Annotated in this window: 19 protein-coding genes; 10 read left to right on the top strand and 9 right to left on the bottom strand. The window is 71.2% G+C overall.

Translation table 11 applies throughout. The annotated features are described in order from the left end of the window. Position 1: 1 nt before the first annotated feature. Both ACIO92_RS16835 and ACIO92_RS16830 read right to left on the bottom strand, forming a co-directional pair. The gene (locus tag ACIO92_RS16835) at positions 2–931 is read right to left on the bottom strand and encodes a 1-aminocyclopropane-1-carboxylate deaminase/D-cysteine desulfhydrase (RefSeq protein ID WP_402281661.1); all 930 of its coding nucleotides are present in this window, start codon (positions 929–931) and stop codon (positions 2–4) included. A gap of 195 nt (positions 932–1,126) precedes the next feature. Then, positions 1,127–1,717, bottom strand: coding sequence for an N-acetylmuramoyl-L-alanine amidase (locus ACIO92_RS16830; RefSeq protein WP_366440247.1), 591 nt, complete (start codon positions 1,715–1,717; stop codon positions 1,127–1,129). A 270-nt stretch (positions 1,718–1,987) separates the two neighbouring features. Between ACIO92_RS16830 and ACIO92_RS16825 the strand changes: the two genes are divergently transcribed. Both ACIO92_RS16825 and ACIO92_RS16820 read left to right on the top strand, forming a co-directional pair. Continuing rightward, positions 1,988–3,400, top strand: a complete 1,413-nt coding sequence (locus ACIO92_RS16825; RefSeq protein ID WP_366440248.1) for a family 2B encapsulin nanocompartment shell protein — start codon at positions 1,988–1,990, stop codon at positions 3,398–3,400. A gap of 103 nt (positions 3,401–3,503) precedes the next feature. Beyond that, complete coding sequence (locus tag ACIO92_RS16820) at positions 3,504–4,547, top strand: family 2 encapsulin nanocompartment cargo protein polyprenyl transferase (RefSeq protein WP_366440321.1); 1,044 nt, start codon at positions 3,504–3,506, stop codon at positions 4,545–4,547. A 69-nt stretch (positions 4,548–4,616) separates the two neighbouring features. Here the strand turns inward: ACIO92_RS16820 and ACIO92_RS16815 are convergent, their stop codons facing one another. Next, positions 4,617–5,192, bottom strand: a complete 576-nt coding sequence (locus ACIO92_RS16815) for a TetR/AcrR family transcriptional regulator (protein WP_402281664.1) — start codon at positions 5,190–5,192, stop codon at positions 4,617–4,619. A gap of 138 nt (positions 5,193–5,330) precedes the next feature. Between ACIO92_RS16815 and ACIO92_RS16810 the strand changes: the two genes are divergently transcribed. Then, on the top strand, positions 5,331–5,912 hold the full coding sequence (locus ACIO92_RS16810; protein WP_366440250.1) for a dihydrofolate reductase: 582 nt from the start codon (positions 5,331–5,333) through the stop codon (positions 5,910–5,912). A gap of 130 nt (positions 5,913–6,042) precedes the next feature. Further along, positions 6,043–6,471: a DUF6304 family protein gene (locus ACIO92_RS16805; RefSeq protein ID WP_366440251.1), complete on the top strand. Its 429-nt coding sequence runs from the start codon at positions 6,043–6,045 to the stop codon at positions 6,469–6,471. Between the two features lie 203 nt (positions 6,472–6,674). Here the strand turns inward: ACIO92_RS16805 and snpA are convergent, their stop codons facing one another. After that, complete coding sequence (snpA, locus tag ACIO92_RS16800) at positions 6,675–7,319, bottom strand: snapalysin (protein WP_366440252.1); 645 nt, start codon at positions 7,317–7,319, stop codon at positions 6,675–6,677. 186 nt (positions 7,320–7,505) lie between these two features. Between snpA and ACIO92_RS16795 the strand changes: the two genes are divergently transcribed. Together ACIO92_RS16795 and ACIO92_RS16790 are read left to right on the top strand one after the other, a co-directional pair. Beyond that, positions 7,506–8,474, top strand: coding sequence for a LysR family transcriptional regulator (locus tag ACIO92_RS16795; protein ID WP_401236900.1), 969 nt, complete (start codon positions 7,506–7,508; stop codon positions 8,472–8,474). Then, a complete protein-coding gene (locus ACIO92_RS16790) occupies positions 8,471–8,941 on the top strand; it encodes a GNAT family N-acetyltransferase (protein WP_366440254.1) in 471 nt (156 codons plus the stop codon). The genes ACIO92_RS16795 and ACIO92_RS16790 overlap by 4 nt, the downstream gene beginning before the upstream one ends. A 408-nt stretch (positions 8,942–9,349) precedes the next feature. Here ACIO92_RS16790 and sodN read toward each other — a convergent pair whose 3' ends face one another. Continuing rightward, positions 9,350–9,745: a superoxide dismutase, Ni gene (gene sodN / locus ACIO92_RS16785; RefSeq protein WP_366440255.1), complete on the bottom strand. Its 396-nt coding sequence runs from the start codon at positions 9,743–9,745 to the stop codon at positions 9,350–9,352. 162 nt (positions 9,746–9,907) lie between these two features. Between sodN and sodX the strand changes: the two genes are divergently transcribed. Then, a complete protein-coding gene (gene sodX, locus ACIO92_RS16780; RefSeq protein WP_402564304.1) occupies positions 9,908–10,330 on the top strand; it encodes a nickel-type superoxide dismutase maturation protease in 423 nt (140 codons plus the stop codon). Here sodX and ACIO92_RS16775 read toward each other — a convergent pair. Further along, complete coding sequence (locus tag ACIO92_RS16775) at positions 10,246–10,863, bottom strand: CGNR zinc finger domain-containing protein (protein ID WP_402281670.1); 618 nt, start codon at positions 10,861–10,863, stop codon at positions 10,246–10,248. The genes sodX and ACIO92_RS16775 overlap by 85 nt on opposite strands. 76 nt (positions 10,864–10,939) lie before the next feature. Between ACIO92_RS16775 and ACIO92_RS16770 the strand changes: the two genes are divergently transcribed. Next, positions 10,940–11,707, top strand: coding sequence for a class I SAM-dependent methyltransferase (locus ACIO92_RS16770; protein WP_401236903.1), 768 nt, complete (start codon positions 10,940–10,942; stop codon positions 11,705–11,707). A 173-nt stretch (positions 11,708–11,880) separates the two neighbouring features. Here ACIO92_RS16770 and ACIO92_RS16765 read toward each other — a convergent pair whose 3' ends face one another. The 3 genes from ACIO92_RS16765 to ACIO92_RS16755 are packed head-to-tail and all read right to left on the bottom strand — an operon-like array spanning position 11,881 to position 14,593. Next, a complete protein-coding gene (locus tag ACIO92_RS16765; protein ID WP_366440259.1) occupies positions 11,881–12,648 on the bottom strand; it encodes an amino acid ABC transporter ATP-binding protein in 768 nt (255 codons plus the stop codon). Next, complete coding sequence (locus ACIO92_RS16760; protein WP_366440260.1) at positions 12,645–13,592, bottom strand: amino acid ABC transporter permease; 948 nt, start codon at positions 13,590–13,592, stop codon at positions 12,645–12,647. The genes ACIO92_RS16765 and ACIO92_RS16760 overlap by 4 nt, the downstream gene beginning before the upstream one ends. Positions 13,593–13,621: 29 nt before the next feature. Then, positions 13,622–14,593 (bottom strand): ABC transporter substrate-binding protein, encoded by a 972-nt coding sequence (locus ACIO92_RS16755; protein WP_366440261.1) that lies wholly within the window; start codon positions 14,591–14,593, stop codon positions 13,622–13,624. Positions 14,594–15,131: 538 nt separating this feature from the next. Here ACIO92_RS16755 and ACIO92_RS16750 point away from each other — a divergent pair. Further along, the gene (locus tag ACIO92_RS16750; protein ID WP_366440262.1) at positions 15,132–16,343 is read left to right on the top strand and encodes an NADP-dependent malic enzyme; all 1,212 of its coding nucleotides are present in this window, start codon (positions 15,132–15,134) and stop codon (positions 16,341–16,343) included. Between the two features lie 326 nt (positions 16,344–16,669). Beyond that, positions 16,670–17,635, top strand: coding sequence for a zinc-binding dehydrogenase (locus tag ACIO92_RS16745; protein ID WP_366440263.1), 966 nt, complete (start codon positions 16,670–16,672; stop codon positions 17,633–17,635). The last annotated feature ends 30 nt before the right edge of the window (positions 17,636–17,665 follow it).

The following is a 17,665-nucleotide window of genomic DNA, read 5'->3' as shown; positions in this document are numbered from 1 at the left end:
TTCAGCCCCCGCCGGGACCCGCGGGACCCCCGTCCTGCCGGTCCGGGGCGCCCGTCACCACCGCCGCGAGCCGGGTGCCCGCCGGGAAAGCGCCCTCCTCCGCGAGGACCGTCAGGCCGTACAGCATTTTGGCCACATAGAGCCGCTCGATGGCGAGTCCGTGCCGTTCCTCGAAGTCACGTGCGAACGCTTCGAGGGCGGGGGACGTGCGCGCGTAGCCCCCGCCGTGGAACCGCTCGTCCAGCGTCCAGTCGCCGCGCGGCCCGCCGAACGCCGCCTCCTGGAGCGCGCGGACCTCCCCGCCCAGGAAGCCGCCTTTGAGGACCGGGACGCCGAGGGCCCGCTGCCCGGCGCGGAGCCCGGCCGCGAGACCCGCGAGGGTGCCGCCCGTGCCGCAGGCCACCGCGACCGTGTCGGCCGCTCCGGCGAGCTCCCGGCCCAGCTCCACGCACCCCCGGACCGCGAGCGCGTTGCTGCCGCCCTCCGGCACCACGTACGTGTCCCCCGGGGCCCGCTCCAGGAGCCCCGCGAGGACCACCGGGTCGTTCTTCGCGCGGTACGTGGCCCGGTCCACGAACTCCAGCCGCATCCCGTCCGCCGCGCACCGCGCGAGCGAGGGGTTGAGCGGGCGCCCGGCCAGCTCGTCGCCGCGCACGATCCCGACCGTGGGGAAGCCGAGCAGTCGCCCGGCGGCGGCCGTCGCCCGCAGATGGTTCGAGTACGCGCCGCCGAAGGTCAGCACCGGCCGCCCGCCCGCCGCGACCAGGTTGAGCGCGAGTTTGCGCCACTTGTTGCCCGGCAGGTCGGGGTGGATGAGGTCCTCCCGCTTGAGCAGCAGGGTGAGCCCGCGCCGGGTGAAGCGCGCGTCCGCCACCGGTTCCAGGGGCGAGGGGAGCCGGGGCCGCAGACGGGAGAGGTCGAGCGCGTTCACCGGGCCATTGTCCCGGCCCACGCGCGCGCGTACGGACCGGGACGCCCGCGTACGCGGGACGGCCGGGCGCCGATCGGGGACGTCCACGCCCCGGTCGGCGCCCGGGACGCCCCGCGTACGGGTGTGCGCGGGCCCGTCCGCCCATCCGTGGACCGGTGCGTGCGCGTGCGCGTGGGCCGGGTCCGCGCGGTCCCGCTAGCGCAGCACCTCGGCGACGCGCTCCCGCATCGAGGCCATCGTGAACCCCTTCGGGTCGATCTTCCCCGGCTGCCACTCCAGGTGCCCGATGACCGAGCGGTGCGACCAGCCGTGCACCCGGCACACCGCCGCGGCCGCCTTCGCGATGGCCTCCAGCTGGACCTTGGGCCACGGGTCCTTGCCGTCCCCGAGGTTCTCGCACTCGAAGCCGTAGAAGTACCGGTTGCCGTCGGTGGTGGCGTCGTCGTCCGCGGGCAGCCCCTGCTCGGCGACCACCGCCCGGAGCACGTCGGCGTCACCGAGCCCCGCGTGGTTGGCCCGTCCGAACCCGACCAGGTGGACCGTGCCGTCCTTGGCGATCACGCCGTGGCAGAGCGGCCCCGGCAGGGACTCGTAGCCGTCCCGGCAGATCCGGACGGTGTTCGCGGTGCCGCTGGTCACGGTGTGGTGGATCATCACGCCGTGCACCGGCCCCCAGGGACCCTTGCTGTTGCGGTTGTGGGTGGACCAGTCGCCGACCTGGACGACCGTGAGGCCCTCGGCGCGCAGCGCTTCGAGGAACCTGCTCGCGGACATGGGTGCGGACATGACCGACTCCCTTCGGAGAACGGGTGGCTTCCGGGATGACCGGAACTTCCGGAGTACCGGATTCCGTCAATCCGCCGCCAACCGTTCGGACCGTGTGCGAGCCGATCCGGACAGCTTCCGACGGGACGGCGGGAGCCCGGCTGTTCGGATGGAAATCGAGTGACATGCCCCGAAGATGATCGAACAGTCCCACCCGAACGTGTAATGGCGGCGGCACACTCCGTGCTGAAAGGCTTCGTCTCGCAAGTCAGTCATACGAGAGGGAGTTCCATGTCCGTTGGTTCGGTTGGCGACGAGGTCCTCGTGGAGCAGGCGCCGCAGCAGAGTCTCGGCACCGCCGCCGCGCGGAACCTCGCCACGACCACCAAGTCGGCGCCCCAGATGCAGGAGATCACCTCCCGGTGGCTGCTGCGGGCACTGCCGTGGGTCCAGGTGCAGGGCGGTACGTACCGGGTGAACCGCAGGCTCAGCTACTCCGTGGGCGACGGCCGCGTCACCTTCGTCCAGACCGGAGAGCGCGTCGCGGTCATCCCCGCCGAACTCGCCGAGCTCCCCGCCCTGCGCGGATTCGAGGACGAGGAGGCGCTGGCCGAACTGGCGTCCCGCTGCCGCCAGCGGGAGTACGCGGCGGGCGAGGTGATCGCCGTCGCGGGCCAGCCGGCCGACCGGGTCCACCTCCTCGCCCACGGCCGCGTCGAGCAGATCGGCGAGGGGCCGTACGGGGACGAGGCCGTCGTCGGAGTCCTCGCCGACGGCGCCCACTTCGGCGACGACTCCCTCGTCGACGCGGACGCCGGGTGGGAGTGGACCGCCCGCGCCGCCACCGCCTGCACCGTCCTGGAACTCACCCGGGACGACGTGCGGAACCTCGCGGACCGCGCCGGTTCCCTCGCCGCGCACCTCGCGTCCGTCGCGGACCGGCCCGAGCAGCGGACCAACACCTACGGCGAGGCCGCGATCGACCTCTCCGCGGGGCACGTCGGCGAGGCCGTCGTCCCGCACACCTTCGTCGACTACGAGGCCTCGCCCCGTGAGTACGAACTGAGCGTCGCCCAGACCGTCCTGAAGGTCCACAGCCGCGTCGCCGACCTCTACAACCAGCCGATGAACCAGACCGAGCACCAGCTGAGGCTCACGGTCGAGGCGCTCCGCGAGCGCCAGGAGCACGAGCTGGTCAACCACCGGGAGTTCGGCCTCCTCGCCAACTGCGACTACGAGCAGCGCATCCAGCCGCACGCGGGCGCTCCCACCCCCGACGACATGGACGAGCTGCTCTCCCGGCGCCGGGGCTCCAAGCTGTTCCTCGCGCACCCCCGGGCCATCGCCGCCTTCGGCCGCGAGCTCAACAAGCGCGGCCTGGTGCCCGAGACGATCGACCTCGACGGCAACCGCATCCCGACCTGGCGCGGTGTCCCGATCTACCCGTGCAACAAGATCCCGGTCTCGGACGCCCGCACGACCTCGATCATCTGTATGCGTACCGGCGAGGCCGACCAGGGCGTGATCGGTCTGCACCAGACCGGCCTGCCGGACGAGATCGAGCCCGGCCTCTCCGTCCGCTTCATGGGCATGGACGAGCAGGCGATCATCTCGTACCTGGTCACCACCTACTACTCGGCGGCGGTCCTCGTCCCGGACGCGCTCGGTGTCCTGGAGAACGTCGAGGTCGGGCGCTGGGGCTGAGCCGACGGCGTCCGAGAGCGGGGGCCGAACCCTCCCGCCCACGGACGCCGGGCCCGTCACCCGCAGCACCGCCCCGGAGAATACGAAGGAAGTGACCGTGACCATGGCCAGCGCGGATGCCGTCACCGACGGTCAGGGGGCCGTGCGGCTCCTGGACCGGACACGGACCGCTGTCAATCCCTCATTGCGCTCGACCGTCGAGACCCTGCCCGGGTCCATGCGGCGGGTCGCGATGTACCACTTCGGCTGGGAGCACGCCGACGGAACACCGGCCGCCGAGCAGCCCGGCAAGGCCATCAGGCCCGCCCTGGTCCTCGCCGCGGCCCGCGCCCTCGGCGCCGAGGAGGGCCTGGCGGTGAAGGCGGCCGCCGCCGTCGAGCTGGCGCACAACTTCACGCTGCTCCACGACGACATCGTCGACGAGGACGTGACCCGCAGGCACCGCCCCACCGCCTGGACCGTCTTCGGTGTCCCCGACGCGCTGATCGCCGGTGACGCGATGAACGCGCTCGCGCTGCGGCTGCTCGTCGAGGACCCGCACCCCGCCTCGGCCGCCGCCGCCGCCCGGCTCGCGGCCTGTGTCATCGAGCTCTGCGCCGGACAGCAGGCGGACTGCGCCCTCGAACGGCGCGCCCCGGGCGAGGTCACCCTCGACGAGGTCCTGGCGATGGCCACCGCCAAGACGGGCGCCCTCCTCGGTGCCTCCTGCGCCATCGGCGCGCTCTACGCGGGCGCGGGCGAGGAGGAGGTGACGGCGCTCGACGCCTTCGGCCGGGAATCCGGTCTCGCCTTCCAGCTGATCGACGACCTCATCGGCATCTGGGGCGACCCCGACCGTACGGGGAAGCCCGCCGGGGCCGATCTGGTGGCCCACAAGAAGTCACTGCCCGTGGTGGCCGCGCTCACCTCGGGCACCCGGGCGGGGGAAGAGCTGGCGGAGATCTACGCCCGCCCGGTCCTGGACGAGGCGGCGGTGCGGGCGGCGGCGGACGCCGTGGAGCGGGCCGGTGGGCGCGACTGGGCGCAGGCCCAGGCCGCCGAGCGGATGGGCCGGGCCGTCGAGTACCTGGCGCGGGCGGTCCCGGACCCGGCGGCCGCGGGCGATCTGCTGGCCCTGGCGGAGTTCGTCACCCGCCGCACCCGCTGAGCGCCCGCCGTACCGTCCGAGCAACCCGGCGCCCGGCGGGCTTGCCGGGCACTCCCCGGGTCCCGGGGCTCAGGACTCCGGGACCAGCCGGGCCACGACGGTCCCGATGAGCTCGTCGAGGTCCCGCTCGCCGTGCAGGTCCGGGACGGTGAAGTGGTCGAACAGCAGCCCCGTGAGGGCGAAGTAGAGCAGCCGGACCGTGTCCGCGTCGCCGGGCATACCCGCGTCGAGGTGGATACGGACGTTCAGATCCAGGTCGGAGCGGAGCACCTTGGTGAGCCGGGTGCGCAGCTCCGGCCGTCGTACGGACTCCAGGCGCAGCTCGAAGAGGCCCAGATAGCAGGTGCGTTCGGCGGAGAGCCGCCGGGCCATCCAGCGCATCAGCTCGCCGACCAGCTCCTTGCCGGGGGCGGGGAGCAGCGCGGTGTCGATCGCGCCGGGCGGCGGGGTCAGCCGTACGAAGATCCGGTCGGCGACCTGGGAGAGCAACTGGTCCCGGTCGTCGAAGTAGTTGGACGAGGTGCCCGTGGGGACCCCCGCTCGGGCGTCGACCGCCCGGAAGGTCAGCCCGCGGGCACCTTCGTCCGCCAGTGCCTCGATCGCGGCGTCGAGCAGGGCCGTACGCCGTTCGGGGTTCCTCGCCATGTATGCGTACTCCTCGTCGGGAAAAGGGACTTGGGAAGGGAGTCCCCGGAAATGGGCCTTGCGCAACCACTACAGGTGAAGCACTATAGCTGTCGTGGTTGCGGACGCGGCCATGCTCCCCCGAGGAAGAGGACCGGTTTGCGCAAGCTCACCTACTACATCGCCTGCACCATCGACGGCTTCATCGGTGACCCCGAGGGCGATGCCACGTCCATGTTCAAATACGTGGACCCCGCGTACCTGGGTTTCATGGGCGCCGAATACCCCGAGACCATCCCCACGCAGGGCCGGGAGGCCTTCGGGATCGACGCCGACAGCAAGCACTTCGACACCGTCGTCCAGGGGATGCGGTCGTACCGGCTCGCCCTCGACATCGGGGTCACCAGCCCGTACAACCATCTGCGCGAGTTCGTCGCCACCCGCTCGCTGGCCGAGTCGCCGCACCCGAACGTGGAACTGATCGCCGACGACCTCGTCGGCCGCATCCGCGAGCTCAAGGCGGAGGACAGTCCCCTGGGCATCTACCTCTGCGGTGGCTCCGTCATCGCCGGGGAGCTCATCGAGGAGATCGACGAGCTGGTCATCAAGACCTATCCCCAGGTCTACGGCACCGGACTGCCCATGTTCGGCGCGGGCTTCGAGCCCCGCGACTTCGAACTCGGCGAGGTGCGCGCCTTCGACAACGGCGTGCTCGTCCGCACGTACACCAGGAAGCGCTGATCCGGCGCGCGACGGGGGCGCGGAAGCGACGTCCCCGCACGTGACCGGCACAAACGGCGAGACCGGGAGAAGTCCGGCCACCAGGCGGCCGGGCGCGCGCCGGAGCCGGTCATACCGCTACAGTCCGCGCATGTCATCGGAGTCGTCGGAATCGACGGAAATCTGGACCGGCTGGTACCGGGACCGCAGCGGCGCGGAAGCGATCGTCATCACGGCCGACGGGCGGCAGGTCGCCACCCGGATCAGGGGAGTCGAGTACAAGGGCGAGGGCTTCGCCTCGCTCACCGCACCGGAGGACGGCGACCGCCCCCTCACCGGCTGCGTCCTGGAGTGGGACCTGTCCCTTCCCGTCGCCCTGGACGGCACGTCCCAACCCGCCACGCTGAGCTGCCTCCTGGCGCTCGGTGAGCGCGCGGACCTCAGCCTGACCCTGCACTACGGCGGGACCGCCTTCGAGTCGTGCGTTGCCGGGGGCGACTTCGAGGGGGCGCTCGGCCGGGTCCGCAGCCAGCTCCCGGAGGGCGCGGACTTCACCCGGAGGCTGCTGCGGGCGGCCTGAGGGCCGTACGGCCGCACCCCGGGCGGGGCGCGGTGCGGGCGGGGCCACGGCGCCCGCGTACGACGACGACGGCGGCGCCCCGGGGAGGGGGCGCCGCCGCTTCGTGCCGGTGACCTGTTCCGGCCAGCCCTAGCCGGTTCTTGTCAGTTCTAGACCGTTCTGGTCAACGCTGGTCGGCACTGGTCAGCATTGGTCAGCATTGGTCAGTTCTTGAAGGCGGAAGCGAGCCCGTAGCGCCACAGCTGGTCGACGCGGGCGCGCTCCGTCGCGTTCGGCTGCGCGTTCTGGCAGGAGGTGCCGGGGCCGCCGCCCGACATCAGCTCGCTGCACGGGCCGCTGTAGCGGTCCGGCAGCCCGAGGACGTGCCCGGTCTCGTGGGCGGTCACACGGGTCGAGTTGTACTGCTGGTTCTGCCGGTAGTCGAGGAAGATGTAGCCGTTGCCGTGGCCGTCGGTGCTCGCGTACGAACCACGGGAGTCGTTGCCCTCGTAGTACGTGAAGTCCGGGTTGCCGCCCTCGACGAGACGGACGTTCACCACCGAGCTGTTCCATATCTGGGTCGAGCGCGCGATCTGGGTGCGGAAGCTCGGCGCGTTGGCGGCGCTGTAGACGACGGTGACGGCCGCCGCGCCGGGAGTGGCGGCGCGCTTCTCGGCCACCGACTTCACGACGGCGTCGAAGAACGCCTGGTTGGCCTTGGCCTCGGCGGCCGAACCGGCGTACGCGACGACGGACCTGTCCACCTTCACGGTGTCCGCGGCGGACGCCGGGGCCGCGCCGAGGGTGGCGGCGAGACCGAGACCGAGGGTGGCGGTCAGTACGGAGGTGAGGACCTTGGGGTGACTCATGGGGGGCTCCTCGTGTTGGGGTCGGGAGCGAGTGTGGAGCGCGCCGGGGGCCGCGCGGATGATGTCAACCGCTGATAGCCCCACCGCATCACCTGCACAACTCCTCCTCAACTACCTTGAAATCCAAGGTGATTGAGCGGTTCCGGGTATCTGGTGCGACTCAGGGAGCCGCCCTACCCTCGGGGCATGGAGCTGGAGGTGAGACACCTGCGCGCGCTCTGCGCCATCGCGGACACGGGCAGCCTGCACAAGGCGGCCCGCCAACTGGGCATGACGCAGCCCTCGTTGACCACCCAGCTGCGCCGCATCGAGAACTCCCTGGGCGCCGAACTCTTCTCCCGGGGCCGGACCGGCTGCCGCCCCACCCCCCTCGGCCGCTCCCTGCTCAGCCGGGCCCGCCCGCTCGTCGCCGACATGGCCGAACTCGTCGCCGAGACCCGCGCGGCCGCCGCCCGCGCCGAAGGGCCGGGACTGCGCGTCGGCTCCACCGCCAGCCGGGCGCTCCCCGGCTGGCTCCGGCGGCTCCGCCAGCGGCTGCCGGGTACCGAGGTCGGCCTCCGGATGGACGTCTCCGCGAACGTGCTGCTGCGCACGGTCGCCGCGGGCGGGCTCGACGTGGCGTTCGTGCACGAGGTGGAGGGCAGTCCGTTACGGGTCCCCGAGGGCATCGAGGGGAGGGTGCTGGTCGACCGGGAACCGCAGTTCATCTCCATGGCCCGCCACCACCCGGCCGCCGCCGGGCCCGTCGTGGACCTCACCGACCTGGCCACCGACCACTGGATGGTCGACCCGACCGTGGACGGCGAATGGGACGGCCTGCGCAGGGTCCTCGGCGCGGCGGGCATCGATCCGCCGCTGCTGCACGGCGACTACCACACGGCCGCGTCGATGGTCGTCCTCGGCGAGGCCGTCGCCCCCTGCCAGCCCACCTCGGGCCCCCGCGAGGACATGGCCATCCGGCCCCTGCGCGGCGACCCGCTGGCGGTCCGCCTGGTGCTGTACGCGCGCCCGGGAGCCCCGCTGGACATCCTGTACGGGGAACTCGCCGCCGCCTACCGGGAAGTGGCGCTGCGCGCGGCCCCGTACCGGGACTGGCTCCGCCGGCAGGGGACGGCGGCGGGCGGCTGGGCGGGACCGTGCATGATGACGGCATGACCGCATCCCCACCGCCCCCGGTACGTCACGCGCGCCCGGAGGACCTGGCACGCGTCGTGGAACTCGTACGGGAGCACACGGCGTTCGAACGGTCGGCACCCCCGCCGCCCGACCTCGGCGACCGCCTGGCGGGCCTCCTCTTCGGCACCCCGGCCCCGCGCCTCGTCTGCCTGGTGGCGACCGCCGGGGACACGATCGCGGGCTACGCGACCTGCGCCCCGGAGATCTCGACCTGGGACGGCGCGGAGTACCTCCACATGGACTGCCTCTACCTCACCGAGGCCGCCCGCGGCCACGGCCTGGGCCGCTCCCTGATGACGGCGGTCGCCACGGAGGCCACCCGCCGGGGCCTCACGGAGATCCAGTGGCAGACCCCACCCTGGAACGAGAACGCGATCCGCTTCTACGAGACCCTGGGCGCGACCCCGAAGGAGAAGCGCCGCTACACCTGGCGACCGGGGGCCTGAGGCCCGTCCGGGGCGGGCTGTCAGAGGCCCCCTGCTATCGATGTGTCATGGGGTTCTCGGTGCTCGTCGAGGGCGACGCGGGGGGATGGAAGGCCGACCGGGAGGCGCTCACGGAGGCGATCCGCGCCCGCTGGCCGTCCGGAGCGAGGTGCGGAGCGTCATCTGGGAGCTGGAGACCGCGTACGGGTGGGGGGAGGCGCACCTGCACCGGGACGACGGAGGAGGGGCTGGCGGAGCTGGTGAGGGCGGCGGGCTGAAGTCCGGAGCGGTCGCCCCGGCCGCGGGCGGCGCCCGCCGGAAACGACCGCACCCGGGCCGCCGTGGACGCCGTGCTCGGCGGCCTGCGGACCGGGTGCGGGACAAGGGAGGCACCGCGGTCGAAGGGACCGCGGGCCGGAAGGCCTAGGGTCAGGCCTTCTTGGTCTCCCAGAAGATGCGGTCGATCTCGGCGATGAGTTCCAGCGCCTTCTCGCCCGTCTTCGGGTCGGTCGACGCCTTGGCGGCCGAGAGGGCCTTCAGGGTGTCGTTGACCAGCTGGTTGAGCTCGGGGTACTTCTCGAAGTGCGGGGGCTTGAAGTAGTCGCTCCAGAGCACCGAGACGTGGTGCTTGGCGAGCTCCGCGCGCTGCTCCTTGATGACCGTGGCGCGGGCCCGGAAGTGCGGGTCCTCGTTCGCCAGGAACTTCTCCTGGACAGCCTTGACCGACTCGGCCTCGATGCGGGCCTGGGCCGGGTCGTACACGCCGCACGGGAGGTCGCAGTGGGCGCTGACCTTCACCTTGGGGGCAAACAGGCGGGAGAGCATTGAGCCGTCCTTCCTCGTGATCGTCTTCTCAGGTGGGACATTACTCGGTGAGAAGGGCGTTTTCGCGGGCGCCCCCTGGGGCTTAGGTCAAAAGTCCAGGGTCGTCATCGGACTCGTGTACGAGCGGACGAGCCGCCGTACGAGCGGACCGGGAGGTGCCGGATGAGGGAATCGGGGTGGGGGAGGGGCGCCGACGGGGGGCCGCCGTTCGGGGTCGCCGAGGTGACGGGGGTGTCGATGGTGCCCGCGCTGCTCCACGGCGACCGGCTGTTCGTGCACTACGGCGGGCGGCTGCGGCCCGGCTGTGTGGCCGTGCTGCGCCATCCGCTCCAGCAGGACCTGCTCATCGTGAAGCGGCTGGTCGAGCGACGGGACGGAGGCTGGTGGGTGCTGGGGGACAACCCGGCCGCCGAGGGGGACAGCCGGGTCTTCGGAGCCGTACCGCCCGAACTGGTCCTCGGGCGGGTCCGGGCGCGGTACCGGCCGGTGACGCCGGGGCGTCAGCGTTCGGCCGGGGTGACGTTCTCCTGGCTGTTCTCCGCGGTGCGGCCGGTGTCCGCCTCCAGGCGCTTGCGGGCCCGGTAGGCGGCCACGTTGGCGCGGGTCGCGCAGCGGTCCGAGCAGTAGCGGCGGGAGCGGTTGGTGGAGGTGTCCAGGTAGGCGTTGCGGCAGGGCGCCGCCTGGCAGAGGCCGAAGCGGTCCGGGCCGAACTCGGTGAGGTGGAAGGCGAGGCCCATCGCCGAGATCGCCGCGTACCCCGTGGTCGCGTTCGAGGAGTGGTCGGCGAGGTGCATGTGCCACCGGGGGTGGCCCTCCTCGTCGAGGGTCTCGTGCCCGGAGATCTGCGGGCTGACCGGGAACTCCAGGAGCAGGGAGTTCAGCAGGTCCACCGCCCCCGTGTGGTCCCCCTCGTCGGCCATGGTGAAGACCGCCCGCAGCCGGGCCCGCACGGTGCGGAAGCGGGGCAGATCGGCCTCGGTGACCCGGCGGGCCATCTGGCCGGCCGGTCCGAAGAGGTCCCTGAGCACCTCGACGGAGGTCAGCGTGTCCTTGCCACGGGCCGGCTCCTCGGTGTTGACCAGACGCACGGCGAAATCCGAGTAATGGGCCAGTTCCACTTGTAGTCCTTACTTCGGCGGGCTAGTGTCTCGACCGGAAGGGGTAACGGCTGTTTCCCCTTTGAGGGTATTACGAATGTGGGGAGGAACGACGATGACCGGAACCGACTGGGCGGCCTGGCAGCAGAGCTGGGACCGTCAGCAGGAGTGGTACATGCCGGACCGTGAAGAGCGGTTCCGCGTGATGCTCGACATGGTCGAGGCCCTCGTGGGACCGAAGCCCCGTGTCCTCGACCTCGCCTGCGGTACGGGAAGTATCACGGATCGGCTCCTCCAGAGGTTCCCGGAGGCGACCAGTACCGGTGTCGATCTCGACCCGGCCCTCCTCGCCATCGCCGAGGGGTACTTCGCGGACGATCCGCGCGTCACCTTCGTGACCGCCGACCTCAAGGACCCGGAGTGGGCGGGACGGCTGCCCCACGACTCGTACGACGCCGTCCTCACCGCCACCGCCCTGCACTGGCTCCACAGCGGGCCGCTGACCACCCTCTACGGGCAGCTCGCCGGGCTCGTCCGCGACGGCGGGGTCTTCATGAACGCCGACCACATGATCGACGGGACCACTCCCCGCATCAACGCCGCCGAGCGCGCCCAGCGCCATGCCGTCATGGACCGCGCCAAGGCCGGGGGAGCCCTGGACTGGGCCGAATGGTGGGCCCTCGCCGCCGCGGACCCCGTCCTCGCCGGACCCACCGCCCGCCGCTTCGAGATCTACGGCGAGCACGCCGACGGCGACATGCCCGCCCCGCGCTGGCACGCCGACACCCTCCGCACCGCCGGTTTCGGCGAGGCCAGGGCCGTCTGGGCCTCACCCTCCGACACCCTGCTCCTCGCGGTGAAGTAACGGGATCTCCAGGTGGGGGCCGCTCCTCGCGGCGCCGTGGCGGGCCGGGCGGCGGTACGGGCCCGCCCGAGGGGCGGTACGGACAGGCCGAAGGGGCGGCGGTACGGACATGCCGAAGGGGCGGTACGGGAATCCCGTACCGCCCCTTCCGGCTTCTTCCGTCCCCCTGGCCCCTACAGCACCTTGGAGAGGAACGCCTTCGTCCGGTCGTGCTGCGGGTTGCCCAGGACGTCCCTCGGGCTGCCCGACTCGACCACGACTCCGCCGTCCATGAAGACCAGCGAGTCGCCGACCTCACGGGCGAAGCCCATCTCGTGGGTGACGACGATCATCGTCATGCCCGACTCCGCGAGGTCCCGCATGACGTCGAGGACGTCACCCACCAGCTCCGGGTCGAGCGCCGAGGTCGGCTCGTCGAAGAGCATCAGCTTCGGCTCCATCGCCAGCGCGCGGGCGATGGCCACGCGCTGCTGCTGGCCGCCCGAGAGCTGGGCCGGGTAGTTGCCCGTCTTGTCCCGCAGGCCCACCCGGTCGAGCAGCCGCTCGGCGCGCTCCCTGGCCACCGCCTTCGACTCGCCCTTCACCTGGATCGGCGCCTCCATGACATTGGCCAGCGCCGTCATGTGCGGGAAGAGGTTGAAGCGCTGGAAGACCATGCCGATGTCCCGGCGCTGGCGGGCGACCTCGCTGTCCTTCAGCTCGTACAGCTTGTCGCCCTTCTGGCGGTAGCCGACCAGCTGCCCGTCGACCGAGAGACGGCCGCCGTCGACGCGCTCCAGGTGGTTGATGCAGCGCAGGAAGGTCGACTTGCCGGAGCCGGAGGGCCCGACCAGGCAGAAGACCTCGCCGTTGCGGACCTCCAGGTCGATGCCCCGGAGGATGTGGGCCGTGCCGTAGGACTTGTGGACGCCTTCGGCCTTGACCATGGGCTGACCGGTCATCCGGACACCGCCGATCGCTTGAAGGTGGTCAGGTTCGCCGTGATGCGCTGCCACGGGGTGGGCGGCAGGTCACGGATCGAACCGCGGGCGAAACGGCGCTCCAGATAGTACTGGCCGATGCTGAACACGCTGGTCAGCGCGAGGTACCAGATCGAGGCGACGAACAGCATCTCCATCACGGCACCGGCCGTGTTGCCGATGTTCGAGGAGGCCCGCAGCAACTCGGTGTACTGCACGGCCGAGACCAGGGACGAGGTCTTCAGCATGTTGATGAACTCGTTGCCCGTCGGCGGCACGATCACCCGCATGGCCTGCGGGAGCACGATGCGGCCCATGGTCTTCGTCCGGGACATGCCGAGCGCGTGCGCCGCCTCGGTCTGGCCCTCGTCCACCGACTGGATGCCCGCGCGGACGATCTCCGCCATGTAGGCGCCCTCGTTGAGACCGAGGCCCAGCAGCGCCACCATGAACGGCGTCATGACGTCCACGGTCTCGTTCTTGTAGACCGGCCCCAGGTCGATGTACTGGAAGATCAGCGAGAGGTTGAACCACACCAGCAGCTGGACGTAGACCGGGGTGCCGCGGAAGAACCAGATGTAGAGCCAGGCGACCGCGCCGGTCACCGGGTTCTTGGAGAGCCGCATCACCGCGAAGAGGACGCCGAGGACCAGACCGAGGGCCATGGCGGCGACGCTGATGACCACCGTGTTCCAGAGACCGCTGATGATCGACGGGTCGAACACCTTGTCCCACACCGTGTCCCAGATGACGTCGCCCTGGGAGAAGGCGTAGACGAGCCAGCCGAGCAGCGCGACCACCGCGACGGCGCTGACCCAGCGCCCGTAGTGCCGCACCGGTATGGCCTTGATCGCCTCGTACGGGGTGCCCGGGGCACCGGAACCGGCCGGAGCCGCGGCCGGTTCCTTGCTGATCCTGTCAGTCATGACGACTGCCCTTCAGTGGAGCGGGGAGGTCACTTGCCGGCGTTGACGGTGGCCGACGCGACGGCGCTGCCCTCGACGTTCCACTTCTTCAGGACCTGGGCGTACGTGCCGTCCTTGATGATCGCGTCGAGCGCCTCCTTGACGGCGTCGCGCAGCTGGGTGTTCTCCTTCGAGACGCCGATGCCGAAGAGGCCGACGTCGCTCTGGCTGCCGACGACCTCGAAGTCGTTGCCGCCGCCCGAGGTCTTCGCGATGTACGCGGCGACCGGGTAGTCGTTCAGGTCGGCCACGGCGCCACCGGCCTTGACGCGGGTCTGGGCCTCGGCGTCGCTGTCGAAGGCCTGGACCGTCAGCTTCTTGTCGCCGCACTTCGTGGCCTGGGCCTTGAAGGTGTCCTCGTAGATCGTGCCGCGCTGGACGGCGACGGTCTTCCCGCAGAGGTCGTCGAGCGAGTTGATGCCCTGCGGGTTGCCCTTCTTGACCAGCAGGGAGACGCCGGAGCTGAAGTAGTCGACGAAGTCGATGCCCTTGCCGATCTTCTTGCCGTTGTCGTCCAGGCCCTCCTGCCGCTTCTTGTTGTCCGTCATCGAGGACATGATCAGCTGCTGGCGGCCGGTGTAGATCGAGGTGATCAGACCGTCGAAGGTGCCCGAGGTGAACTGGAGCTCGACGCCCAGCTGCTTGCTCAGGGCCTGCGCGATGTCGGGGTCGACACCGACGATCTTCCCGCCCTCGGTGAACTCCATCGGCGCGTACGAGGCGTCCGTGCCGACCTTGATGACACCGGACTTCTGGATGTCCGCCGGGAGCTTGGAGAAGAGCGGCGCGGCGTTCGTGGACGCGGAGCCGCCGCCCTTCGTCGGAGTGGCGGCTCCGCCGTTGTCGGTCTGGTCGCCGCAGGCGGTCAGCAGGACGGAGCCGGCGACCGCGAGGGCGGCGACCGCGGCAAGACGGGACGTGCGGGTCTTGGCGGTCGTACAGCGCGTGGTGCGTGCGGTCATGATCGGGTTCCTCCGGCGTATGAGGGAGTTGCCAGGGAGGCCACGTACGCGTCTTCGATGGTCGTGACCCCGTGTGATTACGGCATCTTGCCATTCGGACCAGCTCAAACAGACGGCCACGGATGTCAAAATCGGGTAACGGGTGACCATCTGACGCCGATGGCCGTGTGCCGCAAGGCCGGACCATCTCCGGTCCGTCCCTCGCGTCACCGGAGGATTTCTCGCCCATCTCGGCATACGGACGACGGGAAGGCCGCCAATCATTCCCGGGTGGCATCTGTCAGGACATCGTGTGACGTGTCGCTCTCCGTCCGCGTCCGGATGCGCTCGGTATGAGTCATGTCACCGAGGAGGTATGGACTCGTCCACGGTGTGGTCCGTCCGGTAAGAAGGATCCTTACACCCCTCATCCGGGGCTCAGGGCGCGTTGTGCGGCGCGCCCGAGCGGCTGCCAGACACGGCGGCCGCGGTGCCTCCCCACCCCTCCTCAACCGGGAGTGGCCACCCTCAAATGAAAAGACCGTAAGGGGTCAACCCAATGGCAGCGGAGATCGTCAATCCTCGCAATGACAGCGGTACGGAAGGGGCTCCCGAAGAGCTCTTCGATCCTGTCTTCGCCCTCCACCGGGGCGGCAAGATGGCCATCCAGGCCACCGTTCCCCTCCGGGACAAGGACGACCTGTCCCTCGCGTACACGCCCGGCGTCGCCAAGGTGTGCACCGCGATCGCCGAGCAGCCCGAGCTGGTCAACGACTACACCTGGAAGTCCCAGGTCGTCGCCGTGGTGACCGACGGGACCGCGGTGCTCGGCCTCGGTGACATCGGCCCGGAGGCCTCCCTCCCGGTCATGGAGGGGAAGGCCATCCTCTTCAAGCAGTTCGGCGGAGTGGACGCGGTCCCGATCGCCCTCGCGACCACCGACACCGACGAGATCGTCGAGACCGTCGTCCGGCTCGCCCCGTCCTTCGGCGGCGTCAACCTGGAGGACATCTCGGCGCCGCGGTGCTTCGAGATCGAGCGCAAGCTCCAGGAGCGCCTCGACATCCCCGTCTTCCACGACGACCAGCACGGCACCGCCATCGTCACCCTCGCCGCTCTCCGCAACGCGGCGAAGCTGACCGGCAGGACCCTCGGTGACCTGCGCGCGGTCATCTCCGGCTCCGGTGCGGCCGGGATCGCCATCGCCAAGTTCCTCCTGGAGGCCGGTCTCGGTGACGTCGCCGTCGCCGACCGCAAGGGCATCGTCAGCCGCGACCGGGACGACCTCACCGACGTCAAGCGCGAGATCGCCGAACTGACGAACAAGGCGGGCATCAGCGGTCCCCTGGACGCCGCCCTGGCCGGTGCCGACGTCTTCATCGGCGTCTCCGGCGGTACGGTCCCCGAGGCGGCCGTCGCCTCCATGGCCCCGAACGCCTTCGTGTTCGCCATGGCCAACCCGAACCCCGAGGTCCACCCCGATGTCGCGCACAAGTACGCGGCCGTCGTGGCGACCGGTCGTTCGGACTACCCGAACCAGATCAACAACGTCCTCGCGTTCCCCGGGATCTTCGCGGGCGCGCTCCAGGTCCGGGCCTCCCGGATCACCGAGGGCATGAAGATCGCCGCGGCCGAGGCGATCGCGGACGTGGTCGGTGACGGACTCGCCGCCGACTACGTCATCCCGTCGCCGTTCGACGAGCGCGTCGCCCCGGCGGTCGCCGCCGCGGTCGCCGCCACCGCCCGCGCGGAGGGCGTCGCCCGCCGCTGACGCGCGCCACCCGGTGCCGTGTCCATGCGGGGACGCGGCACCGGTACGCCAGAGGGCTCCGTTCCGGACCGGGACGGAGCCCTTCGGCGTGTCCGGGGCCGGGGCCGGGGAGTTCGGCGTTCGGTGGGGTCGGTGGGGTCTGTGGGGGCGCGTGCGTGGTGGAGGAGGGTGCGTGCGTCCGGTGCTGGTGCTGGTGCTGGTGCTGGTGCTGTGCCGTGCTCGCTCCGGGCGTCCGGTGGCGGCCGGGGAGCGGCGACGCGCCGGGCGACATGGGTCACATCGGGGTGTGGTTCCCCGGCCGTCCACGGGCCCCTAGGGTCGGGCCCATGTTCGCTGCCTACGCCGCCAGAATCGACCGCGACCAGCCCCTGAACGGCCTCGAACTGGGCGAACGCCCCGAACCCGAGGCGCGGCCCGGCTGGACCACCGTCACCGTCAGGGCCGCCTCGCTCAACCACCACGACCTCTGGTCGCTGCGCGGGGTCGGGCTCCCCGAGGAGAAGCTGCCGATGATCCTCGGCTGTGACGCCTCGGGCATCGACGAGGACGGCAACGAGGTCGTCCTGCACTCCGTGATCGGACAGACCGGACACGGGGTCGGGCCCGACGAGCCCCGCTCCATCCTCACCGAGCGCTACCAGGGCACCTTCGCCGAGCGGGTGACCGTGCCCCGCTGGAACGTCCTGCCCAAGCCGAAGGAACTCTCCTTCGAGGAGGCCGCCTGTCTGCCCACCGCCTGGCTGACCGCGTACCGGATGCTCTTCACCAACGCGGGCGTACGGCCCGGTGACTCGGTGCTCGTGCAGGGCGCGGGCGGCGGGGTCGCCACCGCCGCCATCGTCCTCGGCAAGGCCGCGGGGCTGCGGGTCTTCGCCACCAGCCGCGACGAGGCCAAGCGCCGGCGGGCCGTGGAACTCGGCGCCGTCGAGGCGTACGAGCCCGGCGCCCGGCTCCCGCAGCGGGTGGACGCGGTCATCGAGACCGTCGGCGCCGCCACCTGGTCGCACTCGGTCAAGTCGCTGCGTCCCGGCGGCACCCTCGTCATCTCGGGCGCCACCAGCGGCGACCGGCCCGCGCACGCCGAACTGACCCGGATCTTCTTCCTGGAGCTGAAGGTCGTCGGCTCCACCATGGGCTCCAAGGACGAGCTGGAGGACCTGCTCTCCTTCTGCGCCGCCACCGGTGTCCGGCCCGTCGTCGACGAGGTCCTGCCCCTGGACCGGGCGCGGGAGGGCTTCGCGCGGATGGCCTCCGGCGAACTCTTCGGAAAGATCGTGCTGACGACCTCTTGATGACGCGTCAGGACAACTGATGGGATCTCC

This window comes from Streptomyces sp. NPDC087215, from assembly GCF_044744885.1.
In the GTDB taxonomy this organism is placed as follows: domain Bacteria; phylum Actinomycetota; class Actinomycetes; order Streptomycetales; family Streptomycetaceae; genus Streptomyces.
This window is presented reverse-complemented; position numbering and strand designations above follow the sequence as displayed.

Coding starts and splice junctions, on each gene's coding strand:
- ACIO92_RS16830 (WP_366440247.1), bottom strand. CDS start 1,717: ATGTCCGCACCCATGTCCGCGAGCAGGTTCCTCGAAGCGCTGCGCGCC.
- ACIO92_RS16825 (WP_366440248.1), top strand. CDS start 1,988: ATGTCCGTTGGTTCGGTTGGCGACGAGGTCCTCGTGGAGCAGGCGCCG.
- ACIO92_RS16820 (WP_366440321.1), top strand. CDS start 3,504: ATGGCCAGCGCGGATGCCGTCACCGACGGTCAGGGGGCCGTGCGGCTC.
- ACIO92_RS16815 (WP_402281664.1), bottom strand. CDS start 5,192: ATGGCGAGGAACCCCGAACGGCGTACGGCCCTGCTCGACGCCGCGATC.
- ACIO92_RS16805 (WP_366440251.1), top strand. CDS start 6,043: ATGTCATCGGAGTCGTCGGAATCGACGGAAATCTGGACCGGCTGGTAC.
- snpA (WP_366440252.1), bottom strand. CDS start 7,319: ATGAGTCACCCCAAGGTCCTCACCTCCGTACTGACCGCCACCCTCGGT.
- ACIO92_RS16795 (WP_401236900.1), top strand. CDS start 7,506: ATGGAGCTGGAGGTGAGACACCTGCGCGCGCTCTGCGCCATCGCGGAC.
- ACIO92_RS16790 (WP_366440254.1), top strand. CDS start 8,471: ATGACCGCATCCCCACCGCCCCCGGTACGTCACGCGCGCCCGGAGGAC.
- sodN (WP_366440255.1), bottom strand. CDS start 9,745: ATGCTCTCCCGCCTGTTTGCCCCCAAGGTGAAGGTCAGCGCCCACTGC.
- sodX (WP_402564304.1), top strand. CDS start 9,908: ATGAGGGAATCGGGGTGGGGGAGGGGCGCCGACGGGGGGCCGCCGTTC.
- ACIO92_RS16770 (WP_401236903.1), top strand. CDS start 10,940: ATGTGGGGAGGAACGACGATGACCGGAACCGACTGGGCGGCCTGGCAG.
- ACIO92_RS16765 (WP_366440259.1), bottom strand. CDS start 12,648: ATGACCGGTCAGCCCATGGTCAAGGCCGAAGGCGTCCACAAGTCCTAC.
- ACIO92_RS16760 (WP_366440260.1), bottom strand. CDS start 13,592: ATGACTGACAGGATCAGCAAGGAACCGGCCGCGGCTCCGGCCGGTTCC.
- ACIO92_RS16755 (WP_366440261.1), bottom strand. CDS start 14,593: ATGACCGCACGCACCACGCGCTGTACGACCGCCAAGACCCGCACGTCC.
- ACIO92_RS16750 (WP_366440262.1), top strand. CDS start 15,132: ATGGCAGCGGAGATCGTCAATCCTCGCAATGACAGCGGTACGGAAGGG.
- ACIO92_RS16745 (WP_366440263.1), top strand. CDS start 16,670: ATGTTCGCTGCCTACGCCGCCAGAATCGACCGCGACCAGCCCCTGAAC.